The sequence below is a fragment of the Sphingomonas sp. PP-CE-1A-559 genome (assembly GCF_004340965.1).
Classification (GTDB): Bacteria; Pseudomonadota; Alphaproteobacteria; order Sphingomonadales; family Sphingomonadaceae; genus Sphingomonas.
In genome coordinates this window covers 736,094-755,522 of record NZ_SLYA01000002.1, presented here as the reverse complement: position 1 = coordinate 755,522, position 19,429 = coordinate 736,094, and the positions used below count along the sequence as shown (strand labels likewise).

At 65.4% G+C, this 19,429-nt stretch carries 18 protein-coding genes; 6 read left to right on the top strand and 12 right to left on the bottom strand.

Going from position 1 to position 19,429, the window contains the following annotated elements:
- Positions 1–22 precede the first annotated feature (22 nt).
- The 3 genes from ntrC to dusB are packed head-to-tail and all read right to left on the bottom strand — an operon-like array spanning position 23 to position 3,526.
- Positions 23–1,480, bottom strand: coding sequence for a nitrogen regulation protein NR(I) (gene ntrC, locus C8J42_RS08950; RefSeq protein WP_133019709.1), 1,458 nt, complete (start codon positions 1,478–1,480; stop codon positions 23–25).
- Positions 1,477–2,541, bottom strand: coding sequence for an ATP-binding protein (locus C8J42_RS08945; protein WP_243644214.1), 1,065 nt, complete (start codon positions 2,539–2,541; stop codon positions 1,477–1,479). The genes ntrC and C8J42_RS08945 overlap by 4 nt, the downstream gene beginning before the upstream one ends.
- Positions 2,528–3,526: a tRNA dihydrouridine synthase DusB gene (gene dusB / locus C8J42_RS08940; protein WP_133019708.1), complete on the bottom strand. Its 999-nt coding sequence runs from the start codon at positions 3,524–3,526 to the stop codon at positions 2,528–2,530. The genes C8J42_RS08945 and dusB overlap by 14 nt, the downstream gene beginning before the upstream one ends.
- A 91-nt stretch (positions 3,527–3,617) precedes the next feature.
- On the opposite strand from dusB, the gene C8J42_RS08935 reads away from it, so the two are divergent.
- Genes C8J42_RS08935 through C8J42_RS08925 form a run of 3 tightly spaced genes read left to right on the top strand, consistent with a single transcriptional unit; the run spans position 3,618 to position 5,802 of the window.
- Entirely contained in the window at positions 3,618–4,766 is a 1,149-nt protein-coding gene (locus tag C8J42_RS08935; RefSeq protein WP_133019707.1) for a bifunctional 2-C-methyl-D-erythritol 4-phosphate cytidylyltransferase/2-C-methyl-D-erythritol 2,4-cyclodiphosphate synthase, read from the top strand.
- A complete protein-coding gene (locus tag C8J42_RS08930) occupies positions 4,763–5,287 on the top strand; it encodes a hypothetical protein (protein ID WP_133019706.1) in 525 nt (174 codons plus the stop codon). Before C8J42_RS08935 ends, C8J42_RS08930 begins: the two co-directional genes overlap by 4 nt.
- Positions 5,287–5,802, top strand: a complete 516-nt coding sequence (locus tag C8J42_RS08925) for a CinA family protein (protein ID WP_133019705.1) — start codon at positions 5,287–5,289, stop codon at positions 5,800–5,802. Before C8J42_RS08930 ends, C8J42_RS08925 begins: the two co-directional genes overlap by 1 nt.
- Here C8J42_RS08925 and C8J42_RS08920 read toward each other — a convergent pair.
- Entirely contained in the window at positions 5,748–6,221 is a 474-nt protein-coding gene (locus C8J42_RS08920) for a type II toxin-antitoxin system RatA family toxin (protein WP_132896343.1), read from the bottom strand. The two genes, C8J42_RS08925 and C8J42_RS08920, sit on opposite strands and share 55 nt — an antisense overlap.
- Entirely contained in the window at positions 6,221–7,147 is a 927-nt protein-coding gene (lipA, locus tag C8J42_RS08915; protein WP_133019704.1) for a lipoyl synthase, read from the bottom strand. The genes C8J42_RS08920 and lipA overlap by 1 nt, the downstream gene beginning before the upstream one ends.
- A gap of 174 nt (positions 7,148–7,321) precedes the next feature.
- On the opposite strand from lipA, the gene C8J42_RS08910 reads away from it, so the two are divergent.
- Positions 7,322–7,963, top strand: a complete 642-nt coding sequence (locus tag C8J42_RS08910) for a carbonic anhydrase (protein ID WP_133019971.1) — start codon at positions 7,322–7,324, stop codon at positions 7,961–7,963.
- Positions 7,964–7,967: 4 nt separating this feature from the next.
- Here C8J42_RS08910 and C8J42_RS08905 read toward each other — a convergent pair whose 3' ends face one another.
- From C8J42_RS08905 to aspS, 3 genes are all read right to left on the bottom strand, one after another.
- A complete protein-coding gene (locus tag C8J42_RS08905; protein WP_133019703.1) occupies positions 7,968–8,744 on the bottom strand; it encodes a polyphosphate kinase in 777 nt (258 codons plus the stop codon).
- The gene (locus C8J42_RS08900) at positions 8,741–10,141 is read right to left on the bottom strand and encodes an APC family permease (RefSeq protein ID WP_133019702.1); all 1,401 of its coding nucleotides are present in this window, start codon (positions 10,139–10,141) and stop codon (positions 8,741–8,743) included. The genes C8J42_RS08905 and C8J42_RS08900 overlap by 4 nt, the downstream gene beginning before the upstream one ends.
- Before the next feature lie 224 nt (positions 10,142–10,365).
- Positions 10,366–12,189 carry an aspartate--tRNA ligase gene (gene aspS / locus C8J42_RS08895; RefSeq protein ID WP_207897089.1) on the bottom strand — a complete coding sequence of 608 codons (1,824 nt, stop codon included), beginning with the start codon at positions 12,187–12,189 and terminating at the stop codon, positions 10,366–10,368.
- 91 nt (positions 12,190–12,280) lie between these two features.
- Here aspS and rnd point away from each other — a divergent pair, with 91 nt between their 5' ends.
- Positions 12,281–13,456: a ribonuclease D gene (gene rnd, locus C8J42_RS08890; protein WP_133019701.1), complete on the top strand. Its 1,176-nt coding sequence runs from the start codon at positions 12,281–12,283 to the stop codon at positions 13,454–13,456.
- Complete coding sequence (locus C8J42_RS08885) at positions 13,453–13,749, top strand: I78 family peptidase inhibitor (RefSeq protein ID WP_133019700.1); 297 nt, start codon at positions 13,453–13,455, stop codon at positions 13,747–13,749. The genes rnd and C8J42_RS08885 overlap by 4 nt, the downstream gene beginning before the upstream one ends.
- Positions 13,750–13,780: 31 nt before the next feature.
- Here the strand turns inward: C8J42_RS08885 and C8J42_RS08880 are convergent, their stop codons facing one another.
- From C8J42_RS08880 to C8J42_RS08865, 4 genes are read right to left on the bottom strand one after another with little or no spacing between them, the layout of a single operon-like run.
- Entirely contained in the window at positions 13,781–15,292 is a 1,512-nt protein-coding gene (locus C8J42_RS08880; protein WP_133019699.1) for a Ppx/GppA family phosphatase, read from the bottom strand.
- Positions 15,289–17,454, bottom strand: a complete 2,166-nt coding sequence (locus tag C8J42_RS08875; RefSeq protein WP_133019698.1) for an RNA degradosome polyphosphate kinase — start codon at positions 17,452–17,454, stop codon at positions 15,289–15,291. Before C8J42_RS08875 ends, C8J42_RS08880 begins: the two co-directional genes overlap by 4 nt.
- Positions 17,455–17,470: 16 nt before the next feature.
- Positions 17,471–18,115: a DnaA/Hda family protein gene (locus tag C8J42_RS08870; RefSeq protein WP_133019697.1), complete on the bottom strand. Its 645-nt coding sequence runs from the start codon at positions 18,113–18,115 to the stop codon at positions 17,471–17,473.
- A gap of 11 nt (positions 18,116–18,126) precedes the next feature.
- On the bottom strand, positions 18,127–19,371 hold the full coding sequence (locus C8J42_RS08865) for a heavy-metal-associated domain-containing protein (RefSeq protein WP_133019696.1): 1,245 nt from the start codon (positions 19,369–19,371) through the stop codon (positions 18,127–18,129).
- Positions 19,372–19,429: the final 58 nt, after the last annotated feature.

The following is a 19,429-nucleotide window of genomic DNA, read 5'->3' as shown; positions in this document are numbered from 1 at the left end:
GTGAAACCACATAATGACAGAATTACCGCCGTTCCGTTTCGTCTACGCGAGGCGCGTCGCTGCCGATCGCACCGCCGATATCGATGCCGAGCGTATCGAGGCGTTTGCGCAGGGTATTGCGGTTAATCCCCATCGCGCGCGCAGCCCGAAGCTGGTTCTGACCATGACGCGCCAGCATCGCCTCGATCAACGGCCGTTCGACTTCGCCGATCACGCGGTCATAGAGCGTGCCGTCATCGAGTGCCGCTGGATCGTCTTGAGCGATGCGCTCGATCATCGCGCGGACCGCTTGTCCGATATCGAGGTCGACCGGGTCGGTGAGCGAGGCGTGGCGGCCGATCATGGTACGGATCGCATCCGCGTCAATGACTTCGTCGCGCGACAAGACTGCCAGCCGCCGCATGAGATTTTCGAGTTCGCGAACGTTGCCCGGCCAGTCATGCCCGCCAAGCGCGACCAGGGCGCCACTGGCAAGCTGACGCCGCGGAAGGCCCTGTGCAGCGGCGTGATCCAGGAAATGCCGCGCGAGCAACGCAATGTCCTGACGCCGTTCGCGGAGGGGCGGCAACGTCATCGGGACAACATTGAGCCGGTAGAACAGGTCTTCTCGGAACTGCCCCGTCGCGACCTGTGACGCCAGATCGCGGTTGGTCGCGGCAACGATGCGAACGTCGACTTGGATCGTGCGCGCGCCGCCGACGCTGGTGAACTCGCCCGACTGGAGCACGCGGAGAAGGCGGGTCTGCGCTTCCATCGGCATGTCGCCGATCTCGTCGAGGAACAGCGTGCCGCCCGACGCCTGTTCGAACCGTCCGGCGTTGCGCGTCGCAGCGCCGGTGAACGCGCCGCGTTCATGTCCGAACAGTTCGGCTTCGATCAATTCGCGCGGAATCGCGGCCATGTTGATCGCGACGAACGGGGCTGCGCTACGCGGCCCGAGATCATGGATCGCGCGCGCGACGAGTTCCTTGCCGGTGCCCGATTCGCCCGAGATCAGCACGGTAAGATCGTTCGATACGACGCGCGCGATGATCCGGTAGACGTCCTGCATCGCCGCCGACCGACCGATCAGCGGGAGTGCGCGGTCCGCGTCGTGGAGCGCATCCTCACTGACCATCCCGCCTCGCGCCAGTGCTCCGGCAACCGCGCGGGTCAGCACGTCGAGGTCGAACGGCTTGGGTAGATATTCGTACGCGCCAACCTCGGCCGCGCGGACCGCGGTGGTCAACGTGTTCTGCGCCGAGAGGACGATGATCGGGAGCAGCGGAAACCGCGCGGCGACGCTGCGGACATGGTCGATGCCGTCGCCGTCGGGGAGGATGACGTCGGTGATGAGAACGTCCGGCAGCGACGCCGCGAGAGCGCGTTCGAGCTGCGCGAGGCTGTCGGCGACGGTGACGTCATGCCCGGCGCGGCGTAGCGCCTGCCCGACCACGGTCCGGATCGCCGCGTCGTCGTCGACGACCAGAACCGTACTCATGATGCGGCCCTTGGCAGCAACAGGCGGAGGACAGTCATCTCGGGCGTACCTTCCCGGGCGTATTGGACGATGCCGCCCATGTCTCGCGTGAGCTTGTCGACGAGCGCGAGGCCGAGCCCCTGCCCTTCGCGGCGTCCCGACACGAACGGATCGAACAGATGGTCGGCGATGTCGGCCGGTGCGCCGGGGCCATTGTCGAAGATGCAGATCTCGATCGGCAGCGGCAGGCGGGGTTTGCCCGGTGCCGAGCTGACGGTGATACCATGGCGATAGGCAGTCGTCATCACGATGCGGGGTTCGCGTTCGTTTCGAACGGCTTCGCGCGCGTTCTTGAGCAAGTTTATGACGATCTGGAGCAGCGCGTCACGATTGATCTGCGCGGGCGGTAGCGACGGATCGAAGCGTTCCTCGATCGTAATACCGCGCGCGAACCCGGCGAGCGCGAGCCGACGGGCATGGCCCAGCAGCGGATAGATGTTCTCGCTGGCGAGTGGCAAGGGCCGCGTGTCGCTGAAATCCTGCATCCGGTCGATCAGCGCAGCAATGCGGTCGACCTCGGTGACGATCAGCGTGGTCAGTTCACCGGCACCCAGCAACTGCGCTGCGCCCCGGATACCGGACAGCGGGTTCTTGATCTCGTGCGCGAGCATCGCCGCCGCACCAACTGCGGCCCGCGCTCCGGCAGCACGGTCGGCGGAGTGGCCAAGACGGCGCGAGGTCGCCGCAGCGTGCAGCGTAATCGCCCGCCAACCTGGATAGTCGGCGATCTGGGTCTCGGCGAAATCGACGCGAATCTTCACGCCGCGTGCGGTCGATATCTCGGTATCGAACACCGCGAGGCCATGACCGTCGCGGTTGCGTGGATCGTCGGGTGGCGGGATGATCGCGTCGAGCGACTGACCGATCATCAGCCGCTCGGACAGGTTCAGCAATTGCTCCGCGAGTGAATTCGCATGGGCGACGCGGTGGTCCGGGTCGACGACGACGACGGCAACCGGCAGCGCCGCGAATAGTTCGGCAAAGCCCGGCCGTGCTCGGGAGTGCGTATCAGGCCGCTGCAAGATCGCGCCAGGGAGCGTAGAACTCGGCAAGCATTGCCTTGACCTGCTTGGGGTCTGGGACCTGGTTCACCTTGTTACGGAATTCGGCCGAACCGGGGAGCCCCTTGGTGTACCAGCCGATATGTTTGCGCGCCATGTTGACGCCGGTCTCGATCCCGTAATGCTCGAGCATCGCCTCGTAATGGCCTGCGATCGCGTCATATTGCTCGGTGATCGACGGGTCTTCGATGCGGCGGCCGGTGGCGAACCACTCCATCACCTGACCGAGCACCCAGGGGCGTCCGTAGGAGCCGCGACCGATCATCAGGCCGTCCGCACCGGACTGGTCCATCGCCGCTTCGGCGTCCTCGATGGTGCAGATGTCGCCGTTGACGATCACCGGAACCGTGACCGCGTCCTTGACCTTGCGGACGAAGCCCCAGTCGGCGCTGCCCTTGTACATCTGGTTGCGCGTGCGGCCGTGCACGGTGATCAGCTTGATGCCGAGGTCTTCGGCGATCCGTGCGAGGTCGGGCGCGTTCAGGCTGTCGTGGCACCAGCCCATCCGCATCTTGAGCGTCACGGGGACATCGACGGCTTTCACCGTTGCCTCAATGATGGCGCTGGCAAGCTTGGTGTCGCGCATCAGCGCGGAGCCCGCGTCGCCGTTGACGACCTTGCGCACCGGGCAGCCCATGTTGATATCGATGATCGCCGCTCCGCGATCCTGGCTGAGCTTCGCAGCCTCGCCCATCTCGTAGGGGGTGCAGCCGATTAACTGCATCGACACCGGCTCCTCGAGCCGATCCCATGCCGCCTTCTGGAGCGACTGGCGCGTCTCGCGGATCGCGGCTTGGCTCGCGACCATCTCGGTGACGTTGAGGCCCGAGCCATAGCGTCGCACCAGTGTGCGGAACGGCATGTCGGTGACCCCGGTCATCGGCGCGAGCACGACAGGGCTTTCGATCCGGACGGGACCGATCTGGATAGGAGCAAGGTTACGCATGGATGTGCCTGAAAAAGAGGCATCCCCCTACCTCAACCTGCCGTTTCAGGCAAGGCTGGCGAGGGCCGAAGCGAAGGGCTAGGTCGCGAGGATGACACAGGCAAAGCGTATCGTTGCGATCATCGTCGCTGCCGGGACCGGCGTGCGCGCGGGCGGATCGGTCCCCAAGCAGTTCGCGCTGATCGCCGGCAGGCCGATGATCGCCTATTCCCATGAGGCGTTCGCGACGCATCCGGCGATCGCCGAAACGATCGTCGTCGTCGCCGAGGGACAGCAGGGCTTGGCGACCTCAGCCTTGGGTAACGCGCCGATCGTCGTCGGCGGCGCGACTCGACGCGAGTCGGTTAGCATCGGCCTCGCGGCGGTCGGCGATGCGACGCACGTGCTGATCCATGACGCGGCCCGCCCCTTCCTATCGCACTTGGTCATCGATTCGCTCGTCACCGCCTTGAAGACCAGGGACGCGGCCATTCCCGTCCTCCCGGTGACCGATACGCTTGCCCGCGGCAGCGTCCTGCTCGGTGACATCGTTTCCCGCGCGGACCTCAACCGGGTGCAGACTCCGCAGGCGTTCGCCGTGGAGGCACTGCGTGCCGCGCACACGGTCTGGCCGGCGGACGAAGAGGCGACTGACGATGCGCAGATGGTGCGACGGCTTGGCGTCGGCGTCGCGTTGGTGCAGGGCTCGGCGATGCTCGAGAAAGTCACCCACCCAGAAGATTTTGCGGCCGCCGAAGCGCGTGTCGCCTACGAGACCCGCACCGCGATGGGCTTCGACGTCCACCGCCTCGAAACCGGCGAGGAACTGTGGCTCGGCGGCATCCTGATCCCGCACGACAAGGGCCTGTCGGGGCATAGCGACGCCGACGTCGCGCTCCATGCGCTGACCGACGCGCTGCTCGGGACGATCGCGGCGGGCGATATCGGCACGCATTTCCCGCCCAGCGACCCGCAGTGGAAGGGCGCCGACTCCGCGCAGTTCCTCCAGCACGCCGCCAAGCTGATTGCCGACAAGCGCGGCCGGATCGATTTCGTCGACCTGACGATCATGTGCGAGGCGCCGAAGATCGGCCCGCACCGTGCGCCGATGACTGCGCGGATCGCCGACCTACTCGGGCTGACGCTCGACCGCGTCAGCGTCAAGGCGACGACGACCGAACGCCTCGGCTTCACCGGCCGCGGCGAAGGCATTGCCGCGCAGGCTGTTGCAACCATTCGCCTGCCCGGATCGCCGCTTTGAAGATCGCTGCCGCGCTTGCAGCGATCGCGCTCCTTGCCAGCCCGGCGGTCGCGCAACAGCGCTGTATCACCGGGCCCGAGGCCGAATCGCTGACGCTCGTCGCGATGCCCGACATTCTCCGCGAAACCGGTCGCGTCTGTGCGGCGCAGCTTCCCGCCAGAAGTCTCATCCGATCGCAGTCGAGTGCGTTGATCGACCGGTATCAGGTCGAGTCCGACCGGGCTTGGCCAGCGGCCCGCGCGGCGATCGTCAAGCTCAGCGATCCTGCCGTGGACGCGATGCTCGATTCGGAGTTTGCGCGACCGCTGCTGACGACGTTGCTGGTGCCGCAGATCGTCGGGCGGATCGCAACGCGCGATTGCGGGACGATCGACCGGATGGTGACGCTGCTCCAGCCCTTGCCACCGCGCAACACCGCGGGCATCGTCGTCGAGACGTTGCGGTACCTCAAATCCCAGAAGTCGCGCAGCGGTGATATCGCCGCGGTGGCGATGCTGCTCTGCCCGGTGGAGACTCGCTGATGGATACGATCCTTCCCGCCGAACTGGTCGATGCCGCCCGCAAGGTGGTCGAGCAGAACCGCGCGATCAGCCGCAGGGTCGCGGTCGCCGAGAGCTGCACTGGCGGACTCGTCGCTGCTGCCCTGACCGAGATACCCGGGTCCTCCGACGTGTTCGAGGTCGGCTTCGTCACCTATTCCAACGCCGCCAAGCTCGGCGTGCTGAAGATCAGCTCGGACGTGCTCGAAACGTTCGGCGCGGTGTCGATCGCGGTGGCGTGGAGCATGGCGCAAGCGGCGCTCAAGCAGTCGGGCGCTGACATCGCCGTCGCCATCACCGGCGTTGCGGGCCCCGGTGGCGGTTCGCTCAAGAAGCCGGTCGGAACCGTGGTGTTCGGTCGCGCTGAGAAGGGTCGTGACCCGTCCGACGTTCACGCCGATCGCAAGGATTTCGGCGATCTCGGTCGTGGCGGGATCCGGCTTCAGGCGGCGTTGTGCGCGCTCGAACTCTTGCTGCCGGATGCGTCCGCCCCGTAAAGCTCGGCGGCGCGGGTCTCGAACGCGCCGATCATCTTACGCAGTGCAGCGCCGAATACCTGCCCGGCGATCATCTCGAACATCCGGTTCTTGAACGCGAAATCGACGGTGAAATCGACCGCGCAACCCTGCGGCTCGGGCCGGAAATGCCATTCGTTGCGCAGATACTTGAGCGGGCCATCGACGTAATCGACATTGAGTTCACTCGGCCGGACCTTCTGCACGCGCGACGTGAACGTCTCGCGCAGGCCCTTAAAGCCGACGATCATGTCGGCGAGCGTCTCCGTCTCGCTGTTCGAGCGCACGCGCATCGCGCTGACCCACGGCAGAAACTCGGCATAGCGACCGACATCGGCGACCAAGTCGAACATCTGCTCAGGGGTGTAGGGCAAATGGCGCGTTTCCGAATGCTTCGGCATCAGATGCGCGCGACGCCCAGCTTCGCGTCGCGGTTCGCACGCAACCGCTCGAAGTCGTCACCCGCGTGGTAGCTCGACCGAGTCAGCGGCGACGATGCGACCAACAGGAAGCCCTTCGCGCGGGCAATCGAGGCATAGGCATCGAACGCCTTAGGCGGCACGAACTCGGCGACCTTGGCATGGCGCGGCGTGGGCTGGAGATACTGGCCCATCGTCAGGAAATCGATGTCGGCGCAACGCATGTCGTCCATCACCTGATGGATCTCCAGACGCTCCTCGCCGAGCCCGAGCATCACGCCGGATTTGGTGAAAATCAATGGATCATGCTTCTTCACGCTCTCCAGCAAGCGCAGCGACGCATAATAGCGCGCACCTGGGCGGATCGTCGGATAGAGCCGCGGCACCGTCTCGAGGTTGTGATTGTAAACGTCGGGACGCGCCTCGACGATCGACTCGATCGCAGCCTGCGCCTTGTTACGGAAATCCGGCGTGAGGATCTCGATCGTCGTCGTCGGGTTCGACGCGCGGATCGCCTGGATCACCTTCACGAATTGCGACGCACCGCCATCGGGCAGATCATCGCGATCGACCGAGGTGATGACGATGTGGTTGAGCCCCATCTGCGCGGCCGCATCGGCGACGTTCTGCGGCTCCATTCGGTCGACCGCGCGCGGCATGCCGGTCTTGACGTTGCAGAACGCGCACGCCCGCGTGCAGGTGTCGCCGAGAATCATGACCGTCGCATGCTTCTTCGACCAGCATTCGCCGATATTCGGGCACGCCGCCTCTTCGCACACGGTGGTGAGGCTTTTGGACCGCATGAGTTCGCGGGTTTTGGCGAAGCCAGCGGAGGTCGGCGCCTTGACGCGGATCCAGTCGGGCTTGCGCGCACGGACCGGTGCAGCCATCGGGGTCATGTCGTTCATGCACGCCAGATAGCCCCGCCCTGCCGTTGAGACAATGGTAGCGGGCCATGTCGGCGGGTTGGAACCATCGGACGAACCGGATAAAATCATGGAACCAGTTTCAACATGACAAGTTTGTCATGTTGCATTGCAAACTGATATGGAAGGCTAACCGTGCCAACTCACTTTCCGGAAATGATCGAAGGCTATCACCGCTTTAAGGACGGCCCCTGGGAGGAGCAGCGCGAGCGTTGGAAGGAGCTGCAGGAGGGCCAGAGCCCCAAGGTGATGATCATCGCGTGCTCCGACAGCCGCGTCGAACCCGCGCAGATTTTCGATACGCTGCCCGGCGAAGTGTTCGTCGTCCGCAACGTCGCCAACCTCGTACCGCCGTTCGAGACCGGTGGTGGCCATCACGGTGTCTCGGCCGCGATCGAGTTTGCCGTCACGCAGCTGAAGGTCGAAGAGATCGTCGTGCTCGGCCACGAGAAATGCGGTGGCTGTAAGGCGGCGCTGAGCCAAGCCTTTGCCGACGCGAAGCCTGGTGAAGGTGGCTTCGTGTCCGACTGGGTCAGCCTGCTCGATGGCGCACGGGACAAGGTCATCGCGAAATTCGGCGATGGTGCCGAAGCCGGTCGCGAGATGGAACTCGAGTCCGTCCGCACCTCTATCGCCAACCTGCGGACGTTCCCCTTCGTCACCGAAGCAGAGGCCGCCGGCACGCTGGCCCTTCGCGGTGCCTATTTCGGCATCGACAAGGGCCAGATGCTGCTGCTCAACGAGGATGACGAGTTCATCCAGGCAGAGTCGACAGAAGCGAAGTCCGCAAAAGCCTGACGCGTCAGCGAAGGCCTAACGCCTTCTCCGCCACCTTCTTGACCTTCGGGTCGAGTGGTGGCGGCACCATCGATACGCCGGCTTCGAGGCGGTCCGCGATCAGCGTCAGCGCTGCGATCCGGGCCGCCTTCTTGTCGTTGCCGTCGATGACGGTCCAAGGCGCGGTCGCGGTGTCGGTGCGCGCGAACATCTCGGCCATCGCCTCCAGATAGTCTTCGCGGCGCGACCGGTTGTGGAAATCGTCGAGCCCGGTCTTCCAGTGCTTCCACGGATCGTCGAGCCGCGCCTTCAGTCGCCGGTCCTGTTCCTTCTGCGTGGTGTGGATGAACAGCTTGATGAGGGTGGTGCCGCTCTCGACCTGCTGCGCTTCGAACGCGTTGATCTCGTCGTAGCCGTGGCGCCATTCGGTCTCGCTAGCTAACCCCTCGACGCGCTCGACCAGGACGCGGCCGTACCAGCTGCGGTCGAACACCGCGATGTTGCCGTTGGCGGGCAACCGGTTCCAGAAGCGCCACAGAAAATGATGTGCCTTCTCGTCCGCAGTCGGCGCCGAGATCGGCCAGACCTTGTAGTTGCGCGGGTCCCATTCAGCCGACAGGCGCTGGATGATGCCGCCCTTCCCCGCCGCATCCCAGCCTTCGAACATCACGATCGCGCGCGTACCGCCGACTATGTGCGCGACCTGGATATGCTCGAGGCGCTTTTGCAACGCGGCGAGGTCGTGCTTGTACTTGCCGTCGTATTCGTCGCCGTCTTCGTAGTCGGCCAGGTGTATCGTCATGCATCGCGCTCCGTCGCAAGGGTCGGGATCTGAACGTTCCAGGCGCCGCGACGACGCAGGACGAACCAATAATAGGCGATCGAAAACAGGATTTGCGCGCCCGTCATGATCAGACCGGGGCGTCCCTCCTCGAGATCGAACCAGCTCGTCCAGCAGACATAGCCGAGCGCAAGCAGCGTGACGACGGGGGCAAGCGGGTAGAACGGCATCTGGTAGGGGGCGTGCGCGGTCTTGCCAGTACGCCTGCCGACCATCGCCGCGACGCAGATCCCCGCGTAGATCGCGACCAGGCCGGTGCCGCTGAGCACGAGCAACAACTGGAGCGGCATGAAGCAGGCGACGATCCCGAACCCGCCGACCAGCAGCGTGCCGACCCAGGGCGAGCCGAACTTCGGGTGGACCTGCGTCATCCACCGATCGAGCGGGCGGCCCCAGCTTCCGTCGCGCGCGGTGCCGTAGAAGAAGCGCGCGCAGGCGAGGATGCAGGCGATCACCGCGTTGACGATCGCGACGATCACGCCGATCGAGATCCAGTTTGCCGTCGTGGTGCCGCTGCGGAGGGTGACGAGCAGGCCGAACGGATCGCTGGCGGTGAGCGTGGCGTGGAGGTCCGGCGCGCCGACGAGGACCGCGACGATCGGGATACCCTCGAACAACAGCGTCAGCGCGAGCGAGGCCATGATCGCGCGGGCGATCAGCCGGGGGGCGTCGAGCATCTCCTCGCCGAAATACACCGCCGCGCCATAGCCATTGAGCGCGAAGATAGCGATCGAGGTGGCGAGGCCGATCGAGGCTGCGGACGCGGGGACGAGATTGGCTCCTTGCGGCATGACCGGGTGGAGGAGCAGGTCGCCGATCGAGCGGACGGTATCGGCGAACCCGAGCCAGACGACCGCGCCGATCGCCAGCGTCTCGACCAGCAGGAAGAGCCCGGTTAGCCAGGCGTTGACGCGGATCTGGAGGATCGCGACGAGGGTTGAGCCTGCGACGACAGCGATCGCGACGGGGATCTGCGGCAGGCCGGGGATCAGCGTGCCGAGCACCGCGCTGACGCCGAGACCTGCGACCGGCGGGAAGAGCAGGTTGTTGAAGACGTTGACGCCTAGCATGACGAACCCCGCCATCGGTCCGAGCGTATGCGCGACCGCGACATACTCGCCGCCCGCGACCGGCCAGGCAGAGGAGAGTTCGGCGTAGACGAATGCGGTGGCGACGCAGACAAGTCCGGCAATCAACGTCGCCCAGACTGCGCCGGTCCCGGCGACCTGAAGCATGCCGGGGACGATGACGAACACCGACGATGCCGGGGTCGCGACGGAGAGGGTGAGGAACAGGACACCCGTGACGCCGAGGCTTCGGACGAGGCTTGGCGCCGGTGTCATCTGATCGTCGCGCATGCCAACCCCTTAGCCCTCATGCGTATTTGCACGGTTGAGGGGGTTGAGGAAGCGGTGGAGGAGATAACGTCTTTCCCTCGCCCCTTCGGGGAGAGGGAGGGGCCCGCTCGCACTTGCGGGTGGGAGGGTGAGGGGAAGTTGGGATCCGCCAATGTCCCCTCACCCTCCCGTCGCCGAGCGGCTCCTCCTTCCCTCTCCCCGTAGGGGCGAGGGACAGGAAGAAATCACCCCGCGTTGGGCGCGACCACCTTGGCCGGATCCTTGGGACCGTCCACCGTCAGCCGGATATTCAGTTCCTTCAACTGCTTGGCGCTGACCGGGCTCGGCGCGCCCATCATCAGGTCCTCGGCCTTCTGGTTCATCGGGAACAGCACGACCTCGCGGATGTTTGGTTCGCCCGCGAGTAGCATCACCATCCGGTCGATCCCCGGTGCCGAGCCGCCATGCGGCGGCGCGCCGACCTTGAACGCGTTGATCATGCCCGCAAAGTTCGTGTCGACGTCGGCCTGCGTATAGCCGGCGATCTCGAAAGCCTTGTACATGATCTCGGGCCGGTGGTTCCGGATCGCGCCCGACGAGAGTTCGACGCCGTTGCAGACGATATCATACTGGTACGCGAGAATATCGAGCGGGTCCTTGTTCTCCAGCGCATCCATCTCGCCCTGCGGCATCGAGAATGGGTTGTGGCTGAAATCGACCTTCTTCGCGTCCTCGTCATATTCGAACATCGGGAAGTCGACAATCCAGCAGAACTCGAAGCGGTTCTCGTCGATCAGGCCGAGGTCCGTACCGATCCGCGCCCGGGCGGCACCAGCGAGCTTCGAGGCGGGCAGTTCCTTGCCGGCGGCGAAGAAGATGCCGTCGTTCGGACCGAGACCCATCTCGGCGATCAGTTTCCGCGTAGCTTCCTCGCCGTGGTTCTTGGCGATCGGGCCGCCGAGTTCGCCGTTCTTCTGCGTGATGTAGCCAAGCCCGGCATGACCCTCGGCGCGCGCCCAGTCGTTCATGTCGGTGAAAAACTTGCGGCTCTTATCGGCGGTGTTCGGCGCGGGGATCGCGCGGACCACGTCACCACCGGCGACGATGCCGGCGAACAGGCCGAAGCCCGAATCGACGAAGTGATGACCGACGTCGTGGATCAGGATCGGGTTGCGTAGGTCGGGCTTGTCGCTGCCGTACTTCAACATCGATTCGCGGTAGGGGATGCGCTTGAACGGGAGGGCGGAGACCTGCCGTCCCTTGCCCTGCCAGTCGGCGAACTCCTCGAATACGCCGTGGAGCACGGGCTCAATCGCATTGAACACGTCGTCCTGCGTGACGAAGCTCATCTCGAAATCGAGCTGGTAGAACTCGCCCGGCGAACGATCGGCGCGTGCGTCCTCGTCGCGGAAGCAAGGTGCGATCTGGAAATAGCGGTCGAAGCCTGCGACCATCAGCAGCTGCTTGAACATCTGCGGCGCCTGCGGGAGTGCGTAGAACTTGCCCGGATGAACGCGGCTCGGCACCAGGTAATCGCGCGCACCCTCGGGCGACGATGCGGTCAGGATCGGCGTCTGGAATTCGGTGAACCCCTGCCCGTTCATGCGGTTGCGCAGCGACGTGATCACCTGGCTGCGGAGCATGATGTTCGCATGCAGCCGCTCCCGACGCAGGTCGAGATAGCGATAGCGGAGACGGATATCCTCGGGATACTCGGCCTCGCCGGCGACCGGCATCGGCAGTTCGCCGGCCATCGACTGCACGGTCGCGGCGGTCGCACGGATCTCGATCCCGCCGGTCGGCAGGTTCGGGTTCACGGCTTCCGGCGCACGTGCGGTCACCTTGCCGGTGATCGTGACAACGCTTTCGCTCTTCAGGCCCTCGATGACCTTGAAGACGGGCCCCGACACGTCGGTGACGATCTGCGTGATGCCGTAGTGATCGCGCAGATCGATGAAGACGAGGTCGCCGTGATCGCGCTTCTTGTGGACCCAGCCGGAGACGCGGACCTCTTCGCCGACCTGTTCGGGGCGGAGGGCGGCGCAGTTGTGGGTGCGATAGGCGTGCATGATGGGTCTTCTCGGACGATAAACAGGTGCCTCGCGCTTCCCTTCCCCACCGGGCTTTGTCAACCCGGACGAGGCTCGCTATGGACGGGCGATGCATATCCACCCGCTTATCTCCGACAGTGCCACGCTCGCCAATCTGTGTGCGCGCATGGCCGACGCCGACTATGTGTGCGTCGACACCGAATTCATGCGCGAGAGCACCTATTACCCGGAGCTTTGCCTGATCCAGATCGCCGACGACAAGGAAGCCGCCGCGATCGACCCGATGGCGCCGGGGATCGACCTCAAGCCGCTGCTCGACCTGCTCGTCGAGAATCACGACGTGCTGAAGGTCGTCCATGCCGGCGGGCAGGACATCGAGATCGTCTACAACCTGACCGGCAAGACGCCCTTCCCGCTGTTCGACACGCAGGTCGCGGCGATGGCGCTCGGTCAGGGCGAGCAGATCGGCTATTCGAACCTGGTCGACAGCTGGCTCGGGATCGCGGTCGACAAGGGGGCGCGGTTTACCGACTGGGCGCGGCGGCCACTCGATGCGCGGCAGATCGAATATGCGATCGGCGACGTGACGCACCTTTCGAAGATCTTCCCGAAGATGCTGGAGCGGTTGCGCAAGACCGGGCGCGGGGTGTGGCTCGATCAGGAGATGGAGCGGCTCGGCGATACCGCCAATTATGCGAACGATCCGGATCTGGCGTGGAAGCGCGTGCGGATTTCGGGGCGCAAGCCCGACGTGCTGGGGCGTCTGAAGGCTCTGGCCCGGTGGCGTGAGTTGGAGGCGCAGGCGAAGGACCTGCCGCGCGGGCGGATCGTCAAGGACGAGACGCTGGGCGACATGGCGGGGCATCCGCCGAAGAAGCAGGCGGACTTAGCGCGGGTGCGTGGGCTTTCGGCGACTTGGGCTGGGAACGACATCGGTGGCCGCTTGATGGCGGCAATCGAGGGCTCGCAGCCGCTCGGCGACGAAGAAATGCCGCCACGTGACGATCGCAAGCCCGGACTTGGCAAGGAGGGTTCGCTGGTCGCGGACCTCCTCAAGCTGCTGCTCAAGATTCGCTCGCGAGACATTGATGTCGCGTCGAAATTGCTCGCCCGCACCGACGAACTGGAGGCGCTGGCTGCAGGAGTGCGGACCGGGCTGCCGATGCTCGAAGGCTGGCGGTTCGATCAGTTCGGCCGCGATGCGCTCGATCTGGTTGAGGGGCGGCTGGCGTTTGCGGTCATCGGTGGGAAGCTGAAGATGACGCGTACGGAGGATGCCGCATGAGGATCGTGCTGGTCGCAGCCTTGTTGGCCTCGGCAGCGTGTACGCCGGTCGAGATGCGCAGCGAAACGCCTGTTGCTGCACCGGCTGCGGCGGCATGCAATGCCGACTCGCTCGGCGATCTGGTCGGCAAGCGGGCGAGCGATGCTCGAGCCGACGTGATGCAGACGCGATCAGGAGCGCGGACGCTTCGGTGGATCGCGCCAAACACGGCCGTGACGATGGATTTCCGTGCTGATCGTCTGAATGTCTATGTGGACGCCAAGGGCCGGATCGAACGCTTCACCTGCGCTTGAACCCATTGGTCCTCCCCTAGAAGGGGAGGATTCAGGAGAGCGCCAGTACGGGCTTGCGTCCCAGGGCGGCGGCAAGCGCGTTATGGCGACGTTCCACCGCTTCGCCGTAGAGCCCACGATCATCAGGGCGCAGCGTCAGCGTAAGTGATACCCCGTCATCTGCGAGCCCTGATCGCTTCAAAGGTCCTGCTAAGCCACCACTCATTCGCTGGCCTAGTCGCATAGCGAGGCCCCAAGCAGTCGCGCTTTTCACCGCTGCCGGAGATGCGAGGAGACCCACTGTTTCACCGGCGGAGAGATCGCCACCAAGGCTCGTATAAAGAGCTTGCGCCAGCATCCCCCGGCCGGGCGCGTCAATCGCGACCCAGTTGCCGTGCAGCGCGACCTCGACGCCGCGTTCGGCGCGAAACTCGGGGTTGGCGCGCCAACCTACGTCGGCGAGCAGGCATGCGGTGTGGCGGATGCGCGCCATCGCGGGTGGCTCGGTGGTGAACAGCGGTGCGATCCAGCGGTCGAGGAGGTCGCCGTGCTCGGGGAAGCGGCCGAGCAAGCGCCCCTCTTCACGCGCGGCGACGATCAGCGGATCAAGCGTTCTGTCTGCGGGTTTGAGGTCTTCGTAGAGAAGGCCTTCGCGTAGGCCATACGCGGAAACGATCGTCGTCCGACTGCCGAGTTGTCGCATCAACACGCCGAGCAATGCCGCGGCGTCGGCGAGCGTTGCCGTGCGGCCCGACGAAAGCCCCGGGATTGCCTTCAGGCGCGGCTTGGAGAGCTGAGGTATCGTCCGGCTCAGCCGGGTAATAGTCGCCGCAGTCATCGAATATTGGTGGATGATCGGCAGCGGATAGTCCGACAGCTCCATGTCGAGCCGTGCCAGTGCGCGCCACGATCCGCCAACCAGATAGAGCGGAAGCCCCTGCCCCTTCGCCGTCCAGCCGGCCTCGCGCACCAGGCGCGCCACGTAGCGGGCGAGCACCTTGCCGCGCTTGGCGCGGATCGGGCCGATGCGGAGGACGCCGAGCGGGAACGAGACGCGGTCCTCGATCTTGCCGCGGCGGACGCGGACGAGTTCGAGACTGCCGCCGCCGAGATCGCCGACGATGCCATCCGCTTCGGGGATCGCAGACAGGACACCATAACCCGCCGCGCTGGCTTCCTGCTCGCCCGATAGCGTCTCGACGGTCAGGCCAAGTTGTTCAGCCGCGGCAATGAGTTCGCCGCCGTTCTTCGCATCGCGTACTGCCGCCGTTGCGACCGTGCGGAGCGTCGAGCATTCCATTTCCTTCGCCACCGCCGCGAACCGCGCCAGCGCGACGCGTGCCGTTTTCAGCGCGGACTTCTCGATCGCGCCGGTAGCGGCGAGCCCACGACCGAGCCCCGCCAGCACCTTCTCGTTGAACCGTATCGCGGGCAACCGCGGCGGCCCCTGGTAGACTACCAGCCGGATCGAGTTCGAGCCGATATCGATGATCCCGGTGCGCGGGTGATCGTCGGTCTCGGCCTTGGGCGGGGAATTGCCGAACAGGATATTCGTGACGCTCATCGTTTTCGACGGAGCGACAGCGTCGGCACGGCATTGCTGGTCGCGAGCGAGGCGCCGCGGCCGGAGAGCGAAGGATTTGTCATGAAATACCGATGCAGGTTGAACGGGCGGTCGCCGGGATCGACGCGGCTATATTCGCCGTCGGGGCCTAGCTCCCAACTCTGCTCGTTGTCGATCAGGTTCGCGACCATCACCTGATCGAGGATCTGGTCGTGGACGGTCGGGTTGAGGATCGGCAGCATATATTCGACGCGGCGGTCGAAGTTGCGCGGCATCCAGTCGGCAGACGAGATGAACAGCTTCGCACCGTCGTTGGGGAGCGCCTTGCCATTGCCGAACGCCCAGATACGGCTGTGTTCGAGGAACCGGCCGATCACGGATTTTACGCGGATCGTCTCGGACAGGCCAGGAACGCCGGGGCGCAGGCAGCAGATGCCGCGGATGATGAGGTCGATCTCCACCCCTGCCCCGCTCGCCTCGTACAGCTTCTCGATCACCGCGGGGTCGACCAGCGAGTTCATCTTCGCCCAGACGCCGGCGGGTTTGCCGGCGCGCGCGTTGGCGATCTCGACGTCGATCAGGTTCATCAAGTTCTGGCGAAGATCGCGCGGGCTCAGGCTGACGCGCGCCATGTCGGTCGGTTCGACATAGCCGGTGATGTAGTTGAACATCTGCGCTGCATCGCGCCCGACCGCGGCGTCGGCGGTGAAAAAGCTGAGGTCAGTGTAGATCTTGGCGGTGACCGGGTGATAATTGCCCGTGCCGAAATGGCAGTATGTGCGGAACGCCTGGCCCTCACGACGGACGACCAGCGAGACCTTGGCGTGCGTCTTCCAATCGATGAAGCCGTAGACGACCTGCACGCCTGCGCGTTCCAGGGCGGAGGCCCAGACCATGTTCTGCTCTTCGTCAAACCGAGCTTTCAGCTCGACGACCGCGGTGACGGACTTGCCCGCCTCGGCCGCGGTGATCAGCGCGTTGATGACCGCGGGCTGCTTGCCGGCGCGGTAGAGCGTCTGCTTGATCGCCACCACGTCCGGATCGTTCGCCGCCTGTTTCAGGAAGGCGAGCACCACTTCGAACGTCTCGTATGGGTGATGGACGACGATGTCCTTGGCCTTGATCGCCGCAAAGCAATCGCCGCCGAATTCCCGGATTCGCTCGGGGAAGCGCGGCGTGAAGGGCGGGAACTTCAGGTCCGGGCGATCTTCGTCGACCAGCCCGTCGAGGTCGACGATGCCGAGCAGATTGCCGCTCTCGGTGATGATCGCGTCGGCGCCACCGAGTTCGTCCTTGAGGACCGCGGCGAGCACGTCGGGAATGCCGGTTTCGAGTTCGAGGCGGATGACGCGGCCACGGCGGCGGCGCTTGATCGCGTTGGCGAAGTAGCGGACGAGGTCCTCGGCCTCTTCCTCGATCTCCATGTCGCTGTCTCGCAGGACGCGGAAGCTGGCAGCGGCGAGGACTTCGTAGCCGGGGAACAAGACCGGCGCGAACCGCTTCAGGATCGATTCGATCGAGATGTAGCGCGCAGGCTCGCCAGGCAGGCGAACGAAACGCGTCATCGTGTGCGGGAGCATGACAAGTTCGCGAACCGGTTCGTTGTCCGAGCGGCGGACGAGGTCGAAGATCACCGACAGGCCGCGGTTGGGAATGAACGGGAACGGATGCGCGGGGTCGAGCGCCTGCGGAGTCAGGATCGGGAAGATCTGATCGCGGAAATGCGTTTCGAGCCACTCGTCCGCCTCGCCTTCCACAGCTTCACGACGCAGCGCGAATAAGCCCGCCTCGTCGAGCAGCACGCGCAGGTCGCCCCATACTGCCTGCTGGCTGGCCATGAGCGCATCGGCCTCGCGGACGATCGCGGTCAGCTGTTGTCCCGCGGTAAGCCCGTCCGCCGAGCGCCGGTCGACATCCTGCGTCTGCTGGCCCTTCAAGCCGGCGACACGGACCATGAAGAACTCGTCGAGGTTCGACCCCGAGATCGACAGGAAGCGAAGCCGCTCCAGCAGCGGATGCGCCGGGTTGCACGCTTCTTCCAACACGCGCCGGTTGAATGCGAGCCAGGACAGCTCGCGGTTGAAAAACCGGTCGTTCGGCTCTGCGCCGATGGGATCGTCGTCGTCTTCCGATTGGCGGACGATATGGGCTGGACGGTTCATCGGGCCTCTTGGGGGCTTATGGTGGCGTGAAGAGCGGGAGGTCGAGAGCGAGTTGCGGCCGGAGGATCAAGCCGGCCTCGGTGAGTGTGGTTCGTGCAAGAGGAATGGACAAGCGCTTGCGACGTTCCATCGCCTCCTGATCGAGCGCATCGACGGTTCGCGTTACGGTAATATGACTGCGCTCGATTCGGGTGGCGAGCCAGTCGATGAGATCGGGCCGCGCATCGAGGCTGCGGCGCTCGAACAGATGGGCCAGCAACAACCGCATGAGTTCGTCGTCAGGCGCGCCGATCGCCGCGATCGGGCTGGCGGCGAGACGCGAGCGCAAGTCGGGAAGCTTCACCTTCCATTCGGGCGGCGCGGCGTCGGCGACGATCAGCAGCGGCCTGTGTTCCTCCTGCGCGCGGTTCCAGGCGTGGAACAGCTGCGCCTCGGGCACGCGCTCGGCATCGTCGATGATCGTCCCGCCGCTCTTCGCCGCGAAGATTCGCGCGAGCAGGCTGCGGCCCGATTTGCGCGGTCCGGTGAGGATGGCGGTCATGACCGGCCAGGTCGCGGTATGCTCCAGCGTGTGGACCGCCCGCGAGTTCGATGGGGTAACCAGGAAGGCGTCGCCGCGAGGGTCCGCCGGCCAACCAAGTGGCAGCGCGATTTGAGTCATCTTGGTCGCGCTCACCCTGTCGTCGCATTGTCCGCGGGCAAGTCCGGCGGAAGAAGTTGGGCGACCCGGCGGATGCGGATCGTCTGGCCGGAGCCGAATACCTGGTAGCCGCGGGCTTCGAGCGCGGTCTTCAGCGCGGCTGGGTCCCCGTCATAGGCGACGCGCATCAGCGAGACGCCGCCCAGCGCGAGGCTGGTGGTCGCCGCCGAGCGGACGCCGGGGATGGCGCGAAGTGCGGCTTCAGTGGACGAGACGGCGGTCGCGGCAGGCGTGTCGAACTGGACGATGATCGAAATGCCCGCGCCGCCGGTCAGCACCGCCGTGTTGGCGTCGGTGGTGTCGTCGGTCGGCAGGTCGTCGATCACCGCGGCTTCGGGCGGCGGCGGTGGCGACAGGCTGTCGTCGACGTGGAGCGAGCCGTTGCGGCGTGCCTGCTGGTACAGGTCGTCGATCCGCTTCACGCCGGTATCGAGCAGCTGCGACAGGCCGTCGGGCGTACCGACTCGCAGCGTGAAGCTGCCGATCAGCTCGTTGTCGGGGCCGTGGCGTGCTTCGAACACACCGATCACCGGGCCGCCGGGCCATTGGCGATAGAGCTTCACGACCGGCATCAGCACGTCGCTTGCGCCGTATTGGTCGAGCACTGTCCGCCACCAGCCGCGGCCGGGACGCTGGGTCTGGCCGACGTTGAGCAGGAGCGCGTCGGGACCGGAGCCGGAAGGGCGGACATAGTCGATGCTGCTGTTGCCGGTGCGATAGCGCGCCCAGGCCTGCTGCCACTGCGTGCTCTGCTCGAACGCCTGGCCGACTCCGCCCGAATATTGGACGGGGATGACGAGCATGGGTTGCGAGCGATCGGCGTAGGTCGAGATACCGAGGATCGATCCGGCGCGGCTGCGATCGAACAGCACGCCGAGCTTGGCGATGTAGCGCTGCGGGCCGATCTGTTCGTTCTCGACGACGATCCCCGACACCAGCGAATCGAGCGTGCCATCGGAGACAAGCCCACCGCCACCGCCTAACCGGTTCGACAACTGGACCCAGGCTTTTCGTTGGGCGAGCCGCCAGCCGGAATAGCGTGCGGCGTCGGCGGTCTTGCCAGCGACATCGACCGTGACGCCGCTCACCTCGTACGCGCTGCCGCTGTCGACCGGGGCTGCGCCTCGGCTGCCGCCCTCGATCTGCGCGAGCACGGCTCCACCGCTGAGTAGCAGTGCGGCGCCGGCAAGGGCGGTGGGAAGGGTACGGATACGCATCAAGCGGGCCTTTTGGCGAAGCAGACGTGGAAATCCAAGCGCGATGTGGCTAGCAGCA